The sequence below is a fragment of the Candidatus Bathyarchaeia archaeon genome, assembly GCA_041447175.1.
Lineage (GTDB): Archaea > Thermoproteota > Bathyarchaeia > Bathyarchaeales > Bathycorpusculaceae > JADGNF01.
This window is the reverse complement of the sequence record CP166960.1, coordinates 853,623-869,239: the sequence shown is the minus strand read 5'-3', so window position 1 is coordinate 869,239 and position 15,617 is coordinate 853,623. Positions and strand designations below refer to the sequence as shown.

Annotated in this window: 24 protein-coding genes, 1 tRNA gene and 1 rRNA gene; 10 read left to right on the top strand and 16 right to left on the bottom strand. The window is 45.4% G+C overall.

Annotation, left to right across the window (positions count from 1 at the left end):
- The first annotated feature begins 29 nt into the window (after positions 1–29).
- Positions 30–1,220 carry a tyrosine-type recombinase/integrase gene (locus ACBZ72_04615; GenBank protein ID XES78158.1) on the top strand — a complete coding sequence of 397 codons (1,191 nt, stop codon included), beginning with the start codon at positions 30–32 and terminating at the stop codon, positions 1,218–1,220.
- A gap of 13 nt (positions 1,221–1,233) precedes the next feature.
- On the opposite strand, the gene ACBZ72_04610 is transcribed toward ACBZ72_04615, so the two are convergent.
- The 4 genes from ACBZ72_04610 to ACBZ72_04595 all read right to left on the bottom strand — a co-directional run bounded on the left by ACBZ72_04610 (position 1,234) and on the right by ACBZ72_04595 (position 4,072).
- Complete coding sequence (locus ACBZ72_04610) at positions 1,234–1,398, bottom strand: hypothetical protein (GenBank protein ID XES78157.1); 165 nt, start codon at positions 1,396–1,398, stop codon at positions 1,234–1,236.
- Positions 1,399–1,634: 236 nt separating this feature from the next.
- Positions 1,635–1,910 (bottom strand): hypothetical protein, encoded by a 276-nt coding sequence (locus tag ACBZ72_04605; protein XES78156.1) that lies wholly within the window; start codon positions 1,908–1,910, stop codon positions 1,635–1,637.
- On the bottom strand, positions 1,910–3,655 hold the full coding sequence (locus tag ACBZ72_04600; GenBank protein XES78155.1) for a hypothetical protein: 1,746 nt from the start codon (positions 3,653–3,655) through the stop codon (positions 1,910–1,912). Before ACBZ72_04600 ends, ACBZ72_04605 begins: the two co-directional genes overlap by 1 nt.
- Positions 3,656–3,949: 294 nt before the next feature.
- The gene (locus tag ACBZ72_04595) at positions 3,950–4,072 is read right to left on the bottom strand and encodes a hypothetical protein (protein XES78154.1); all 123 of its coding nucleotides are present in this window, start codon (positions 4,070–4,072) and stop codon (positions 3,950–3,952) included.
- Between the two features lie 381 nt (positions 4,073–4,453).
- Between ACBZ72_04595 and ACBZ72_04590 the strand changes: the two genes are divergently transcribed.
- From ACBZ72_04590 to ACBZ72_04570, 5 genes are all read left to right on the top strand, one after another.
- Complete coding sequence (locus ACBZ72_04590) at positions 4,454–4,792, top strand: hypothetical protein (GenBank protein XES78153.1); 339 nt, start codon at positions 4,454–4,456, stop codon at positions 4,790–4,792.
- Complete coding sequence (locus ACBZ72_04585; GenBank protein ID XES78152.1) at positions 4,786–5,190, top strand: hypothetical protein; 405 nt, start codon at positions 4,786–4,788, stop codon at positions 5,188–5,190. The genes ACBZ72_04590 and ACBZ72_04585 overlap by 7 nt, the downstream gene beginning before the upstream one ends.
- Positions 5,190–5,441 (top strand): hypothetical protein, encoded by a 252-nt coding sequence (locus tag ACBZ72_04580; GenBank protein ID XES78151.1) that lies wholly within the window; start codon positions 5,190–5,192, stop codon positions 5,439–5,441. Before ACBZ72_04585 ends, ACBZ72_04580 begins: the two co-directional genes overlap by 1 nt.
- 90 nt (positions 5,442–5,531) lie before the next feature.
- Positions 5,532–5,720: a hypothetical protein gene (locus tag ACBZ72_04575; protein XES78150.1), complete on the top strand. Its 189-nt coding sequence runs from the start codon at positions 5,532–5,534 to the stop codon at positions 5,718–5,720.
- A gap of 309 nt (positions 5,721–6,029) precedes the next feature.
- Positions 6,030–6,290 (top strand): hypothetical protein, encoded by a 261-nt coding sequence (locus ACBZ72_04570; protein ID XES78149.1) that lies wholly within the window; start codon positions 6,030–6,032, stop codon positions 6,288–6,290.
- Here ACBZ72_04570 and ACBZ72_04565 read toward each other — a convergent pair.
- On the bottom strand, positions 6,287–6,508 hold the full coding sequence (locus ACBZ72_04565) for a hypothetical protein (GenBank protein XES78148.1): 222 nt from the start codon (positions 6,506–6,508) through the stop codon (positions 6,287–6,289). The two genes, ACBZ72_04570 and ACBZ72_04565, sit on opposite strands and share 4 nt — an antisense overlap.
- Before the next feature lie 194 nt (positions 6,509–6,702).
- On the opposite strand from ACBZ72_04565, the gene ACBZ72_04560 reads away from it, so the two are divergent.
- Together ACBZ72_04560 and ACBZ72_04555 are read left to right on the top strand one after the other, a co-directional pair.
- Entirely contained in the window at positions 6,703–6,996 is a 294-nt protein-coding gene (locus ACBZ72_04560) for a hypothetical protein (GenBank protein ID XES78147.1), read from the top strand.
- Positions 6,989–7,129, top strand: a complete 141-nt coding sequence (locus tag ACBZ72_04555; protein XES78146.1) for a hypothetical protein — start codon at positions 6,989–6,991, stop codon at positions 7,127–7,129. The genes ACBZ72_04560 and ACBZ72_04555 overlap by 8 nt, the downstream gene beginning before the upstream one ends.
- A gap of 405 nt (positions 7,130–7,534) precedes the next feature.
- On the opposite strand, the gene ACBZ72_04550 is transcribed toward ACBZ72_04555, so the two are convergent.
- From ACBZ72_04550 to ACBZ72_04515, 8 genes are all read right to left on the bottom strand, one after another.
- Complete coding sequence (locus tag ACBZ72_04550) at positions 7,535–7,750, bottom strand: hypothetical protein (GenBank protein ID XES78145.1); 216 nt, start codon at positions 7,748–7,750, stop codon at positions 7,535–7,537.
- A complete protein-coding gene (locus ACBZ72_04545; GenBank protein ID XES78144.1) occupies positions 7,750–7,932 on the bottom strand; it encodes a hypothetical protein in 183 nt (60 codons plus the stop codon). Before ACBZ72_04545 ends, ACBZ72_04550 begins: the two co-directional genes overlap by 1 nt.
- Positions 7,933–7,948: 16 nt before the next feature.
- Entirely contained in the window at positions 7,949–8,155 is a 207-nt protein-coding gene (locus ACBZ72_04540) for a hypothetical protein (protein ID XES78143.1), read from the bottom strand.
- Positions 8,156–8,577: 422 nt separating this feature from the next.
- Positions 8,578–9,006 carry a hypothetical protein gene (locus ACBZ72_04535; GenBank protein XES78142.1) on the bottom strand — a complete coding sequence of 143 codons (429 nt, stop codon included), beginning with the start codon at positions 9,004–9,006 and terminating at the stop codon, positions 8,578–8,580.
- Between the two features lie 11 nt (positions 9,007–9,017).
- A complete protein-coding gene (locus ACBZ72_04530) occupies positions 9,018–10,160 on the bottom strand; it encodes a DUF1512 family protein (GenBank protein ID XES78141.1) in 1,143 nt (380 codons plus the stop codon).
- Positions 10,161–10,245: 85 nt separating this feature from the next.
- Positions 10,246–10,365, bottom strand: a 5S ribosomal RNA gene (gene rrf, locus ACBZ72_04525).
- A 113-nt stretch (positions 10,366–10,478) separates the two neighbouring features.
- Positions 10,479–10,615: transfer RNA gene (locus ACBZ72_04520), tRNA-Trp, on the bottom strand.
- A 323-nt stretch (positions 10,616–10,938) separates the two neighbouring features.
- Positions 10,939–11,766: a hypothetical protein gene (locus ACBZ72_04515; GenBank protein ID XES78140.1), complete on the bottom strand. Its 828-nt coding sequence runs from the start codon at positions 11,764–11,766 to the stop codon at positions 10,939–10,941.
- On the opposite strand from ACBZ72_04515, the gene ACBZ72_04510 reads away from it, so the two are divergent.
- Positions 11,756–12,469, top strand: a complete 714-nt coding sequence (locus ACBZ72_04510) for a DedA family protein (protein XES78139.1) — start codon at positions 11,756–11,758, stop codon at positions 12,467–12,469. The genes ACBZ72_04515 and ACBZ72_04510 overlap by 11 nt on opposite strands.
- Here the strand turns inward: ACBZ72_04510 and ACBZ72_04505 are convergent.
- Entirely contained in the window at positions 12,466–13,689 is a 1,224-nt protein-coding gene (locus ACBZ72_04505; protein ID XES78138.1) for a hypothetical protein, read from the bottom strand. The genes ACBZ72_04510 and ACBZ72_04505 overlap by 4 nt on opposite strands.
- A gap of 129 nt (positions 13,690–13,818) precedes the next feature.
- On the bottom strand, positions 13,819–14,487 hold the full coding sequence (locus ACBZ72_04500; protein ID XES78137.1) for a winged helix-turn-helix transcriptional regulator: 669 nt from the start codon (positions 14,485–14,487) through the stop codon (positions 13,819–13,821).
- Between the two features lie 132 nt (positions 14,488–14,619).
- Here ACBZ72_04500 and ACBZ72_04495 point away from each other — a divergent pair, with 132 nt between their 5' ends.
- Positions 14,620–14,988 (top strand): hypothetical protein, encoded by a 369-nt coding sequence (locus tag ACBZ72_04495; GenBank protein ID XES78136.1) that lies wholly within the window; start codon positions 14,620–14,622, stop codon positions 14,986–14,988.
- Here the strand turns inward: ACBZ72_04495 and ACBZ72_04490 are convergent.
- Positions 14,981–15,562 carry a DUF488 family protein gene (locus tag ACBZ72_04490; GenBank protein XES78135.1) on the bottom strand — a complete coding sequence of 194 codons (582 nt, stop codon included), beginning with the start codon at positions 15,560–15,562 and terminating at the stop codon, positions 14,981–14,983. The two genes, ACBZ72_04495 and ACBZ72_04490, sit on opposite strands and share 8 nt — an antisense overlap.
- Positions 15,563–15,617 lie beyond the last annotated feature (55 nt).

Below are 15,617 nucleotides of genomic sequence, written 5' to 3'. Positions count from 1 at the left end.
ACGGTAGCTATACTTTGTATTGATGAAAAATGCTGAAGCAACGAAAACAGAAAAACGGCCGCACCACCAACAAAGAACAATTCCAGCAAACCTTCGGCAAACCTATACAAGAATATGAATCAATCAAACGCGCAGTAACCGCGTTAAGCGAAGAAACCAAAGAAAACTATTACTGGCAACTATCCGCGTTCTTCCTATTTCTAGGCGAAGACCCCGACACCGTCTTCAGCAACCGCAAATCTGACTTGTTCAGCGGCATCCCAGAAAACGAGGAACGCTATGAACGCCAAGTCAAACTGTACGCCAAGCACCTTTTAGCCAAAGGCTACACGGGTAGAAGCACCCAAGGGGTAATAGGTAGAATACAGGGGTTCTTTGCCAACAACTCTAAACGTTTAGCCTTAGACTTGAAGAACGAAATTAAGCTCCCAAAGGCTAGAAGACACAGAAAATATTCCCCTGAAAACAGTGAAGTCCGCGAGTTACTTGATCATGCGGATTGTGCAAGAGACAAATTCATCATCGCCATCATGTACCAGAATGGCTTTGTCCCCGTTGACATAGCAGCTCTAAACGTTGGCGATTACCCTTCTGAGCCGTGGCAGTATTTTGAGCGCAGCCGTTCAAAAACAGGCGAAGTCATCAGAGGCGTGTCTATGCCGGATGTTTGCAGCGCATTAAACGCATACATGAAGATTAGGGGAGAAGAAGCGGGTCCGTTGCTTCTTGGCAGAGAGGGACCCTTAAATAACAAGGCAGTTACGCAAGTTGTAAGCTGCATCATTCAGAACGTCCCCAAACTACATGAAGTAAAGGGGTTTAAGCCAACTAATCTTCGTGACGCTTTTGAAGATTCTTTGAAGGCCGCTGGTATTTATCCTAAAACCAAAGAGGCAATGATGGGGCACGCCAGCAGTATAGAGATGGAGTATGGCGGCTACAAGCAGATGATGGACAGTTTTGTTGACGCCGCCAAAAAAGTCTATGCGTTCTTACGGTTAACTGACGTTGCTCAAACCGAATATGACGAAAAAGTAAAGGAAGAACTTGAGGAATTATCGGCTAAGGTAGCGGAGAAAGACCAGGTCATTGAATCGCTTGTTAGAACTGGTGTGGAGCTTAAAGAGAAAATGCAGAAAATAGAGAGCTCCAAAGAAGGCATTGAAGTTTTGCTTAAACGAGTTATTGAACTTGAGAAGAAACTTGAAGAGAAGAAATAGGCATGGATACGCATTAAGGTTCCTGCGTTTGCTCCGTTTCTTTGTTTTCTTCACAGCTAAACTTAATTATTGTGTCCGCCCGTCTATTGACCTCTTCGTTCACCTGCTGAGCGATTATTTCATCGTATTCTCTCAGCAGGTCTTCAGTGTTTTTGTCGGCATGGTTCTCAACAACCACATTTAAGGCATCCAAAGTGCAAGACAGTTTAATGATGATTATCTGAGTGTTTTTGTCTTGGCTTTCTGTCCATTTGCTAAACTGTTCTTGGGTTAAGCCGTCGCCGCAGTCACCACGGAAGAGACCGTCGGTTGTACAATCTTGGATTGCTACTTTCCAGCGTGGGGCCGTGGTTTGGCGCTCAATTTTTTCAATTCTTCTGATTATACTTTTGATGTTTCACACCTCCTTTCTGGTTACTTCCATTTTTCCAATGTGCGTTCAGCCTCTATTTTGGTTAAGCGCTCTTCTATTGTTTCTAACTCTGTATCTTTGAGCAGGGTTCCATACGTGGCTATTGCAGTAGTCATAACTCGGGCCCAACCTTGCTTTGCTTTGTCGCTGTTGCCTTTACTGCTAAGTTTTTCGTCAGATAGGCGTATTACGTGGTCTAAATGGGCGAACAGCTTTGTTCTGTGCTTCTTTTTCTGTTGGTTTAATGTTGGTTCTTCGGTGGTTTTTTGTTCGGTCATTATTGACTCTCCTGTCGGGATTCCAGTTTCATGTTTACGGATTCGCATTCTTTGCGCATTTCGCGGAAATGTGTTTTGCAGAAGTAGCTTTCGTCTGCGTCTTTGGTTTTGATGTAGTGTGTCGCTTCCAATCCGCAGTTGTAAAATTCGCATGGGTGTGGCTCATTTGGCGGTAGCATAAACTCTTCTATTTTTTTGTTTTCAGGAATCAAAAGGTTTTCAGCCTTATTTTCTTGATTGGTGCTTGATTTGGGCGTAAAATCTTCTTTGGAAATTACTGCGTTTTTTTCCTCGGTGTCTAAAATTACTCTTTCAAGTTCTTCTAATGTTATTTCGAAAGCTGAACCGTCGATTCTAGGAATGATGAAAGGGGTGCGGAGCCAGCCTTTTTCCAAAGAAGTTTTCAGCCATTTTTTGAACTGTTCTTGTAAAACGGGCTTTAAATCTTCTTTGATTAGCATATTCAAAGAAGTTTCGCGGTTTTTTAACGGGTGATACGTGATTCTTTGCTGGTCAACATACCCCTTGCTTGTAAGTTGTTCGCCTTTACGTGCGTCTACCCACTCTAGTTTTGTTAGCTGCTCCAACCATCCATAGATTGTTCGGCTGGTAAGTTTCCGTTTTTTACCTTGGTTATATTCGTCGGTTATTACTTCTAAAGTTGTGCCGTCTCCTTGATGTTTTGAGACTGTTTCCCAATAGAACTGGATTAATCGGTTATCCGCGTTTGTTTGGGTGGTCTCTATGATTTTGTCGAATGTGTCTTTGGCGTCTAAAACGTCTCGAATTGTCGGGACCAGGTATCTTTGATCGTTTAAAATTACGACTGGGCGCTGGTATAGGTGAAGGATTGCGAAGGGGGCAATTAATTCTATGAATTTGTTAAAGTCTCTCATGTACCGTGTTGAGTCGCCATTGAAGATTGTGTTTAGCCCGTCGTATGGGCTGATTACGCTTATGTTTCCTTTTTTCATGGTTTCTCGGATTTTGCGGAAATACTCTTTTAGTAGTCGCTTCTGGAATCGATTGTTGTTGAATAGGCAAGGGTAGGCTGCTTTTTTAGCTGAGATTTCCATGGCTGCCTTGATCTTGTTTTGGCTGGTGTTAGGAGTTGCTGTTAAGCATCGGGTCGCAAACTCGTTATTGTACTCTCCGCTGTCTACGCTGTTGAAAATCATCACTGGCGAACCAAGAAGTCGAGTTTTGTGCACGCTTCCTTTTTCATCCACGTATTTGCTGTCATTGTATCCATGGTTTTCGTTGTCGCGGCTCATTGTAGTTTTGAGCATGGTGAAGAGTTTTTGGTCTATTCCTTCCATGAAAACCAGTATTTTGTTGCGCAGATCGATTTGATAGAATACTTGGCGTTTGAGTTCCCGGTAGCGTTTCATTTCTTCATTGTAGTTTCTACAGAGCTGTGCGTAGATGCTTTTGTCTGGTTCATCGGCGGGGTCTGGCTTTACGGGTTCAGGTATGCTGTCAAACGGTACATCTTCGCCGTCTATTGTGACCATGGCTTGGCCGTTCTCATGGATGAAAACTTTGGGCGAAACATAGTTTAGTGTCTCTATGTCTTCGTCGGGTAAAAAGCTGGTTGTCTCGATTGTGCAGTATGTTTTGCCGCTGCCTGACTCTGCTTTTAAAGCCAAGTTTAGGGGCTTGTTGTATGTGCTTAATCCTGCAGCCAAAGATACGCGGATAATGTGATTGTCGTAGTGGCTGACGGTTTTGTGTATTTCACTCATTAAAACGGATTCAACATCGGGGTTTACGCTTAGCTCTTCTAGGGCTATTTCTAGGGTTTTTCGTTCTGCCTCTTTATCGATTAGCTTTTGCTTTATGCCTTTTGTGTAGCTGTCGGGGATCTCATCTATTGGAGTGTCAGGCGTTACGTCAATGTCTAGTTTGAAGGGGTCCCCGATTGGAATTATGTTTTTATTCCCCCAGAAATTCGCCGCATTTTCGGCAGCGGTCTCTCCACTTTGAATTCACGGTTTGGCAGTATCTACACCAGATAAAGTCGACGTTTAGTTGCATTGTCATTGGAATCGCTTGTTCCTTTTGGATGCATCGTTTTCGTTGTCTAAGATTTTCAGTGTCTCTTGTAGGATGAGGCGAACTTCCGCTAAGACCTCTTTGACGTCAACAGCGCTTTGATTCATTGGCGGTTCCCTCTTGAATTATAAGGTGTTCAAAAACGTGGTATCCACCATCTCGGTCATTCTGCAATAGTTCACTGCGGATATGTAGGGGATACATTTTTTCTATAGCGTTCAAAAGGTCTAAAATTGACGATTTTTTTCCCATTACTTTTAGGATTATGGCATTTGTTTCGGTCATCATCTTCTATCTTCCTTTTTGGCAGCGCGGTTTGTGGGTGGCGACCAGCTGTTGACGCTGGTATACAGAGCCGATGTAGTGCGGTTTTTTTGTCAGTGTTTGAGCCGTACCGAAGATGATACAAACGCGCTTTCCTATCAAAAATAGTATAGGAACGTTTATATTAACCTTTCCTATCCGATATTTGATAGGGATTAAGAAATATGCCTGCCCATAGTTCAAACGAATATATGCGGGAATACTTGCGGAAACGCAGAGAGAGGGCTAAAACCTGCAAGAAATATACTGAAATTTTCAATTTAGAAATCGGGGTTCTGTCTGACTTCAAAAAACTACCTGTGCCTGAGCAAGAAGCCCTTAGAAACCAATTCGTCAAAAATATATGTCTAATAGATGAAAAGATTGAAGAAAAACAGGTTGAACTTGAAAAATACGTCAAGTTGCGGGCTGACCAGTGGCAAAAAGAACTATTGGCGGTTGTAGAAAATATCTCAAAATTAAGGACCCAAAATCAGAAGCAAAAAGAGGAAAAACAATGTTAGACAACTTAACTCCGGACGAACAAGAGGCGGCAGAATTCTATTTTGAAGTTGCAATGCGCCAAAAAATGGGGCTTGAACTCAGCAGGTCCAAAGCGCACTTGGACGAACATCAAATCAAGGATAAACTACCCGAAAACCGACGCGCCGAAATAGAGAAAACAATGAACATCATAACATCCCGCGCACTCGACACTATCGACGCTTTGCTCTCCAAGGCTGAAGTCTATGCAAATCAACAATTGAAAAACATCGACTATAGACTAACCCTCCTCTGTGAGGCAAAACAAAAGGCCATATTAAACGACCTGAAAACAAAATCCATCATTCGAAAAAGCGACCTGGATAAAGCCATTCAGAAACACCTCTCATCATCAAACATTCAGGGAGGTGTAGTTTGATGGAAACTCCAGAAGAATTTGCAGACCGCCTCTTAATCAACATACTGAAGGCTAAACACCAGCAACCCTCAGAACAAAAACAATCACTGGAAAACGCAGCAGAAAAAAGAGATCCCTTTGACGTTGCCTACGAAAAAGCATTCAACAAAGCGGGCACGTTCACCAAAGCAAAGCCAAAACAAACAACTGAAAACCTTGACCCCTTTGACGCGGCAGTGAAAGCTAAGTTTTGCAGGGAGACATCCTGTTGAGTTCTGTTTTGCCTGCGAAAACCCGCATAGAAATCTACAATCTTCCACACTGTTCTTTGACCATTTCTGCAGCGGGGACTGCAGGCGGCTATGCACAACGGCATACTATCGGAACATGAAAGAGAACGTATCAAACGATACTTAGAAACAGGAGAACAGCTGGAAGGTTTCACAGTCATTTTTCATCGAGCAAGAGCAAAAACAGTTAACCTCCAGAAAGTAACAGAAGACCTTCTTTTGCTTGATGAATTGTTAAAGAAAGCCGGCGAGAAGCCCTGACGTGTACTTTTGTTTAAAAATGTCCTTAAATGTCCCTAAAATATACTGAACTGTCAGGGTGAGGCTCTGGAAGCAAAAGAAAAAAGGAATCACCCCATTGGACGCCCTGAAAAAGGGAAAGAAATTAGGGAAAATTTCCCTAAATATAAGAAATCCAAGGTTTCAAACATTTTGGGTTGCTTTCGAGAGGCCATAGTTCAATGCAGTGGGTGGCGCAAACACATTTCTTTATTGTATAAGTTTATATAACTGTATCTGTGTTATAGTATTAGCGTTTGAATAACGTACCTGAAACGTGAGCTGAAAAATATGGTGGAAAAAGTTCTTCACGAACCAACATTAAGCACACTCCTAATGATTGAGAAAGCCATCTTAGACGCTAAAGAACACCCGACAAGAACACAACTCTGGAAGAGCCTACCCAAAAAAATGCAGTACCAAACCTTCAAACGCGCCTTAGATTATCTGGAGGCTTCTGGAAAAATCGCTTCCAACTCAGACCACATAATATACACAGGCGTCAACAATCCTAAGTTAGCAGCTATGATAAAAACAAGCGTCAAAATCTAAGTTGTCTTGTAACCAAACTTCAAATCGTATTCTGCATGAGTCATTATATCAAGGATGTACACGCAGCCTTCTGCTATGGTGTAGCAGGAGCGGTGCCCTTCTGGATGCTCGTAGCGGTACAAGTTGTTAACACCATATTTTTCGACATAAACCGCTGGAACCAAGCTTTTTCCAATAAGATCGCCTGAAAACATGTGCTCTTTGAGAACAAGTTTCATGCCGTTAATCCATTTCTTAAACTTATGATCGGTAGGCAACCCTTGGAGTGCCTGGTTAAGGTCTTCTACGACATAAACCTCACGAGCTGGCGTTCTGCGTCTCGGCATAGCTATAAAGATAACCTGATGGGACACTTAAGATTTTTGCGTCATTTGCCGAACCCCAAAGCGTTGAAGAGAGCAAGCGTTTAGAAGTGGGTCCGTCACAGGGGTTGGCGGGGGTTTGGAAGAAGTCGGGTAGCCCGGACTGGACAAACATAACCGTTATCGAATGGTACTTCGAGTTCTCAAAGTATAGTCTTGGTTTCTATTTGGACGGTGTAAACTTTGGGGAGGGTGCTTTTCGTGCAACTGAAAACAACACATACAGTCAAGCGGAGGCTTGGGGTATCGTGGAGGCTGCCCCTGAAGTTGACACCAGCCTAAACAGCGACGCAGAATGCACCTTGCGAGCGCTTGCATTACTGGAGGAGTCCGCGTATGCTTGACCCTGTTATTGTGGATGGGGACGCGGCGTATTTGCCCACTTACCGTGTTTACCTAAAAGGGGAATGGTACGTGATTAAGGAAGTTGTAGATGCGGTAGAGGACAACATGTGGGATACTGAACTTAAAATTTAAGACAGCGAAAGAAAATAACCCCAAAACAAGCCCCAATCACCCCCCCCCCCCCTCTACACCCACAAAATGACTTAGCAGAACATAGCAAAATCAGAAACAACAGCTCAGGAGTTATTATTGAAAGCTTAAGTAGCGTTTAACTGCATAAACTAGCTGTATAGGTTAGGAAAATGAAGGGGGATGTAAATGGCTCGGACAGCTCCCGTGACCGATAAAGGCTGGACAAGAATTCGCCATATTTAACTTTGAAGTTTCCAGAAAGTGAAGGGGAAAAAGAAAAAGAGAACAAAAGGGAAGGGATAATGGAAAATTAGCAAAAATAGGGGAAGACCCTGCTAAATTTGAGAAGTTGGAGCAATTCCTCATAAACCTGTAGCTTTAGCAGTTTCTCTTATTCGTGAGGCCTCACTTTTTAGGGTAATCTCCTATTGTCGGTTGTTGGGGATACGTCTGGATGCTTGGGTTTTCATGAGCAAGTGCGGCGAGATGAAGCATCTTCTCCATCCGCGAAGCGACCGCGTCCTTAACCAGGTCTTCAGGCGAATCATAACTCAGGTATGGCAAAGACCGCAGGCAAAACTGAAGCATACCTAAATCGACCTCAACCTCCACTTTCACCATCACGTCACCTCCTTATCGGCATACTCGTGAATTAAAGCGACCAGACCCTGTTCGATTGACTCATCAGGATGCTGGCTTTTCAATAGGTGAAGCTCAACCTTTGGAAGACTTACTGCTACCCGTTCTGCGTCTCTGTTTGTGGGATTGTTGTATATTAATTCTGCTTTGGACATTTTTCTCATATGCTCTTGTCTCCGTTCACCAGTCCAAGCTCATTCTTTCGCGGCGTGCCGCGCTGCATTTTTTGCAGTAGGAGATGTCAAGTTGGTCGTTTGTGCGTTCACAGAACACGGTGCCGTACTCTGGGAAGACTCGGGTTCTGTTAGGGCACGTTGGCAGCTTGTTTGCTGCGCAGAATTCTTGGTAGCTCATTTTCTTGTTGGTTTGAATCGTCACGGTTTCCATATTGGGTTACTCCTTACTGGTTACATAATTTGTAACCAAGACCAATCTAATAAAGGTTACTAAATAAGCAACCAAACGCAGAAACCACAAACATTAACCTTATATAAGAAACCATCACACTTAGTTCATGATGGCTATGCACAGCGGCCTACTATCGGAACATGAAAGAGAACTCATCAAACGATACTTAGAAACAGGAGAACGACTGGAAGGCTTCAAAGTCATTTTACATCGAGCAAGAGCAAAAACAGTTAACCGTCAGAAAGTAACAGAAGACCTTCTTTTGCTTGATGAATTGTTGAAGAAAGCCGGCGAGACACCGTAGCTTACACTTCTTGTTTAAAAATTTTTAGAAAAGAAGGAAATGTGGTTATTAACCGTCTAAATCCACATTGTTTTCTTATTAAATACTGCCACTTAACTTAGACGGCTGCGGGTTTTTCTTTCTCTTTTTCTTTGGCGGTGGGTTCACGGTAAATTGCCGTGATAACCTGCATATCCTCGCATTTGCTGCATTTCTCGATTTCTTTGTAGACGTAGTCGCCGCGTTGGAAGTCTCGGGTGGTTTTGATGCTGCATTTGACACATTCGATGGTGGTGAGGATTTTTGGAGCTTCAATCTTTAGGTTTGCAGTGTGTTTGCGGGATTGCAGCAGGTAGTATCCGGAGAGAGCCATTGCGATGAAGCCTATGGCAAGTAGGTATAGCGTGACTTCGTAGGTGCCGGTCTCGTAGAAAGCGGCTATGCCAACGCCGATTGCAACGATGGACAGGATGAGGGTTATGTAGATAGCGGCCATAACCAAAGTTGAAATTTTGTTTGCGCCTGTAGAGTTAGCTTGGTTTGTCATTTTCATGTCTCCTATTGTCCTACTCCAATTGTGTTGCCTACACCGACTATTACCACATGGTCGCCTTCTTGCGTTCTTTCTTTAATGACCTCTCGGATTCGTTCAATGGCTTTGTCGGCTGCATCGGAGATTTCTTTACGCATCATCGAAACCGCGTCGCCGATGTCCTCTTTTATGATGACAGCGTACAGCGGAATCTTTTGTTCGACGACAGCTTCTTCAATCTTGAACTGGTCTACACCGGGTCCGCCGATTGCTGCGCCGATTCCTTCCGCAATTTCACCAAGAGCCTCGCCTTCTAGTTTCAAGCCTGCGTCAATCATTACGACCGCCGTGACTTTGCCCTTGTATTCCTCCAATAGGTACTGTACTGCCTCGCCAGGTTTACCCACGTTTCCGCCTGGGCCTTCAGCCTTCATCACTAAGGCAGTGCGGTTTTCAAAGGGCACCTCGGCGTATACGCAGTCTTTGGGGATTTTGTGGACTTCTTGACCGTGCATAATTCGGGCGGCGATGAGGGGACCTGCTCCGTCTCCGATGGGTTGACCGTAAGCGAAGGCCTTTAGCGCGCTTGCGTAGGCTTCTGCTTCTTTCATTACCATGGGCAGAATCATCTGTAGCTGCATGATGGTGTATAGGCTGAGCGTTTTCTTGCCTTGTAGATAGTAGTGGCGTACGACTTTGTAGATAAAGTTAAGCGCCATTGCTGCTTCCAAGGTGTTTTCTAAGTTGTAAACTTGAACTTCGTCGCTGGCGGGAGCCATCAGTTTTACTTCGTCTTTCATACGTTGGTCTCGGACGTCAAGGATGTGGTCCAGTTTGTTGACTATGCCTGCGGGGTCCATGTTTTGTGGGGATATGGTGAAGTAGTCTAAGTATCGGTCAACCTTGCTGGATGGGTCAGTGGTGGGTTTTCCGATTTCTTTGATGGTTTCCACAGCGGTTTTGCGTCCTTCTTCCTTCATCAGCTTCAGCTTGAAGAGGGAGTTTTCTACTTCCCGAATCATGACGTACATTTGGATTCGTTGGCCGTAGAAGATGAAGACGAAGATGAAAAGGTAAGAGAGTAAACTCAATATTGTTAGGACAGGATCGCCTGAACCGATGCCGAATTGGTTAGTAAAGATTGGTGACTGAGCCAGCGGGTTAATCATTTCTTTATCACATCTCTTCAAAACTATTTGCGGTTGGTAATAAAGTTTAGCCAAATCTAAGTAAACAATTAAAGATGCCGAAATGGGTTGCCAGCTTTCCCGGGTTCTCGCGGCCGAAGACCGCAATACAGCAGGGAACGGAACACGGCTTAACTTCTGAGTTCGGAACGGGATCAGGTGGAACCCGCGCCCAATGGCCGGCAAACCCAGCTTAAAGCAGAGGAGTTCCCTCTTTAACCTTTCGCTTTCAGGGTGGCATCGTGGCAAATATTTGGTGCCTGTAGGTTGGTTTTTTCTCATTAAGCGTGATAAAAATGTTGGTGGGGTCGGCCGGATTTGAACCGACGACCTACGGGTATCTACAGCTCCAGAACTTCGTCATTCCCCGAAGGGTCAGCATACCCGTTCAAGTAGCTTCTGGAGCCCGTCGTAATACCTGTCTATACTACGGCCCCACAACCCAAACTATTTTTAAAAACTCCTATTTAAAGGCAGAGGAAACACCCACAAAAACCGCGGCAACAAACAATCAACGCCACATGTAACAGCGAGTTCTGGATACATCAAAATTCAGGTTTTGATAGGTTACTTTTTATTGACTCCGTTTCTTTAGGTTTTTCAGATAGCAACCTGTTGATGAAACCATGAAGTGCAAAAACTGTGGACATATGCTCTCGGTTTCTGACGGCGGGTATAAACACAAGCAAGCTAACCACAGCGTTTATTGGCCCTGCAGAAAACCCGAACCCTAAGCTCTGACTAAGAAACTAAAAGCGCGTCAGAGGTGGATTGCAAACTTGCATTCTGAAGCCCCTGAAACGGCACTTTCAACGAACTGAACGCCCACGGGTTTTCCCACGACGGTTTCCCAGTATTTCTTGACAAACCCCTCTGCGCAGAGGGAGTGGCAATAAGTTTTTGACATGACAGTGCCTGAGGGCAGGGCTCTTATCAAACCGCAGTAACAACGCATCGGATGAGTAAACGCCTGCGGCGTATAAAACTGAAAAAGCTGCTTGCCCTCCCAGAGAAGCCTTGTACCTTTCTGCGGGTTTTCCATTTCCGCTTTCAAAAAATCCGCTGTTGAGTCAAATTTTTTTCTTCTGGCAAGGGCTTTTTGGATGACGCGTTTGTTGATTTCTGCGCAGTTGGCGCCGCAGCTATTCATAATTTGAATTCGTATGGGTTCATTAACTGTGCTGTCGAGGCGGTCCATGGCTGCTTTTGTCCAGAGGGCGGTTTTCTTTTTGTCGGTTTTTTCGTTGATGTTCGTGCTTCCTTCCATGACCGTTGCGGCGGCTTCTTTTCCGGCATAATGCTCGATGTTTTTCTCGATGGGTATGAGCATCTTGTATTTCATCACAAACGCCACATGTTTCTTTCTGTTTTTGGAAATAAATTGTTTGCCTAACTTGTACGTGTCTAATTCAGGTTCCACTGGTACAGGAGCTATGTAGTGTTTGTAGCTGCAGGATAGTTTTTTGGGCTGAAAGTTAAATGGAAGCACAGCATTAAGAAAAGTGATGTGTTTGCCAACCCAGCCTAAGCCAAAGTGGATACGTAAAAAACCAATCCAAATCAGCCTTGCTGTAGTAGTGGCTGTCATATTTGTTCTGGTTATTCTATATTTAGCTGGTGTACCCCTCACTTCAGGAACCCTGAAATTCCTCTTTGAAGGGATCCTGTTTCTCTCTCAGAATGTAACGGCGACTATCTCCGCTTGGAGCTATACGGGCGTGTTTATTTTGATGCTTTTAGAAGCCACCAGCTTACCCATACCCAGTGAGGCGATTTTGCCGTTTGTGGGGTACTTGGTTTTGCGTGGCGAACTACACTTTTTGTTATCAATTGCTACTGCAACATTGGGCGGCTTGGTGGGGTCGCTTATAGCCTACTACATCGGACTCAAAGCAGTCCATGTTCTCTCAAACCACGGCATTTTAGGCAAAGTCTTTGTTACACAAAACCAGTTAAACACCGCCAGCAACTGGTTTAACAAATACGGTGCCATCGTGGTTTTCTTTGGTCGGTTAATTCCGGGGTTGCGCACAATCGTTTCGTTCCCCGCAGGCGCGGTCAAAATGCCCTTGCTTAAATTCACGGTTTACACCACGGTGGGCAGTCTTCTGTGGAATGCGCTGCTAATTTACGCAGGGTATTGGTTGGGCGCTCAGTGGCAAGAAATCACCAATTTATCACAATACGGCATTGTTGCGGTTGCGGCGGTTTTGGCGGGGTCAATTGGGGCGTTCCTGATTTGGCGTCACCAAAGAAAAAAGGCTTCACCAACCACTCAACATAGCGGTTAACCTTGGAACATATTAAAGGCGATAACACCCCACAAGTTTATGGCAACGCCTAAACCAATGAGCAGTTTATGGTACCAACGTAGCTTAACACCCATACCGCGTATGGCTAAAACGAACAAAAACGGGTAGAAATCCATTGCATATCGGTACCCCCAGCCCCACCCAGACAAGCCTTTGGTGAAGATGACAAAAGCAACCGCGAAGATAGCTGCCCAAGCGGACCATGTGACGGCGTCGCGGAGCTTGGAGCGCAAAGCAAACACGAACGCAGGGGTGGTGAACCAAATGGCGACGCCTTGAATGGGAGCATGCATAAACGGCGCTGTCCAGTCAAAGGTGGGCAGCCCCGTCAGGAAAGGCACCAAGTTTTCGGGGATGTAAGCTAAGTTAAAGAGACCCAAGTGAAACCATGGTTCCTCCAGTATGCCTGGAATCATCCAGTACGCTACGTCAAAGAGGCTTCCAAACCGCACAAAATTGTATGCCATGTCTAAAGCCACAAACACGGCTGCGCCTGCAGCCAGCAGCAGGAGGGGTTTGAGGGATTGGCGAAGTTTTTGGGTCCAGTTTTGGCTTGGGGCTCGTGCGATAAGTAAGCCTGCGAAGAAGAGTATGCATAGAATGGTGGGTAGGCGGCACCAAAACGATGCGCCCACCAGCAGCCCTATCACGAATGGTCGCGACTTGTTGAATGCTTCATGGATAGCTAAAAGCAGGAAAAAGGCGGAGAAAACTTGGGCGATGAGCCACACGCTGCCCACGCTGACAAGCCACCAAAAGAGTGTTCCAAACCCAAACAGCACTGCGCCCCATACGTAAGTCTGGCGGTTACTGCTCGGCCCCGCCTCAGCTTTACGCAGTACATCCTTAGTTACGAAAAACGCGGCGACTACCGTAGTCGAGCCCACAACCAGCGAAACCAAAGTTTGATTCAACTCTAACCCAAAAACCGCAACCAGCGGGGTCATGAGTACGGCGGGCAACGGCGGGTAAACCACGTAAAATCCTGGTCCTGAAGGGTTGGGAACTAACTCGTTAAGCCAAGACGGATTATCCAGCAGGTAGAGTCTACCGTGGAGAAACGCGTCAGAGAGCCGCACGTAATAGTTGTAGTATGTAGGGTGCCCTTCACCCGTGAAGTAGTAAACTGTAAATGCAACGGCAAACAGCAGCAGGCAAAGCAGAGCGGTTTGGAGGCGGGGGCTTAGTTTTCGGGACATATTTGAAGCGCTCAAGGTCTAGTCGGTTTTGTTTAGACTTATAGTTTTTCCACAATCTGCCCACCCTGCATCCAAGCTAAAAGCATAAAAAGAGGTTTCCAGCCAAATGCCAGTTGACTAACAGTCCAGTTAGGTTCGTGAACTGCTTGTGAGGACAAGCGCACATTTTAATGCAACGACATTTGTCCCGCTTAAGCTGTACCTGACATTTACGCCGGATTTTTCAGAGGTGATTAACCCTGTCTCTTTAAGTTGCTTCATCTGCCAACTGAGTGCCTGCGAGGTTATCCCCAGACTGCACGCAATGTCCTTATGAAGAACTGAGCCATTCTGGGCAAGAACGGTCAGGATTTTGTTGGCTGTTTGATGCCGCAAAAGCGAAAACAGGGCAACGTTTGTTTCAGTGCAAGTTCTGGGGTCAAAGTACCGTCGGTTTTGTCCGTCCGCAAAAACGTCAATTAAACCCGCGTGTTGGAGAACGTCAAGGTGGTATTGGACTACCCCGACTGAGAGATGCAGTTTGTCGCATATGCCTCTGAAATGCACTCCGGGGTTGTCCTTGATGTAGTTGTAAATTTCTATTCGCGTTGGCTGATTAAGCGGCGATGTTGAGTTACCCTGTAGCCCTGCGCCGACAACAAGAGGCACAGTTACGGATAGTTGTTGTTGTGTATTGTCCATGTTTTGAAACGTGGCGGCTTGAGGAACGCTGTTGGGTGAGTAAGCAGCAGCAAAGGAAACCGATAACGCAAGCATAACTAAAAGAACCGTAAAGGCAGCGGTGGTTTTTTTGTTCAAACATATTCCCCCGAAACGGTTTGCTGCGGAGCTATTTATCATATTCTGTAAACCACTGTACTAAGGTAAAATCCTGTACCAGAAAGCCTTTCTTATAGTTGCAGCTTATTCAATGTGTTAAGGGCGAAAAAAATGGCTGAAACTCAAGCACAAAAGAAAAAGAGAAAAAGAAAACAGCTCTCTGCCCTTTTGCAGGTTCAGGAAGAAGAGGTTGCAGTTCAGAACGCGGTTGAAGTCTCGCAGGTTTTGGAGGAGTTGGAACAACAGGGCCAACATGTGGATATTTTGGTTTGCCCCAAATGTAAAAGCCCCCGATTGCGAAGGGTAAAAAGTACTGGGGGAGACTTGTTGGGACATATGGGTATTGTTCCGCCCAGTTATGAGTGCCCTGACTGCGGATGGAAAGAACGCTTCGCCATAAAAGCAACCAACAAGCCGCTTAATGTTAGGCATGTCGAGTTGATTCGTGAAGCCATGGAAGCGGACGACGAAACTAAGTAGCCCCATCGTTAAAATCAAACAGTGTTTTCTGCGTTTTCTCTTTGACAAAGAGGGAGTAGGTTACTTTTGTCCCTTCGACGTTTGCAAGGGGGGTCAGTTCATGAGTGGTGCTGCTGGTTTCCGTGAGGATATGCTGCACTTTAATGCCTCTTGCCACAAGCGCATCAGAGAGCAGACTTCGGTGGCAACGCCAAGGCGCCGCTTCTGCGCACATGAGGGCAACGCGGTTTTGCTGAATCAGCGCAACCAGCTCTAGCAGGTGCTCGGTGAACTCTTTGGTCTGCATGTAGTCTGCGTATCCACGCAGTGACTTTTCGACGGCAAGGTTCTCAGAGTCCGGTTTAGCTCGGCGCAGTCCTCCCAGTTCAGGTATGTGGATGTAGTGGATGGCCGCGGGTTTGAGGCTTTCAGGCAGGGTTTCTTTGGTGAATTGGATGTTGTGGCGGCTGCGGGGAACCGCACGTACATCAACCACCAGAGTTACATCATACGTTTTTAGGAGGTTAAGGAATTCGTCTATTGAGCGGGTAGAGTGCCCCACTGTGAAAACCGTGAATTGAGATGTCCCACTCAAAGAAACAACACGCCCAAAAAAAGGGTAGCAGGAATTTATAGTTAAATGTTATTGA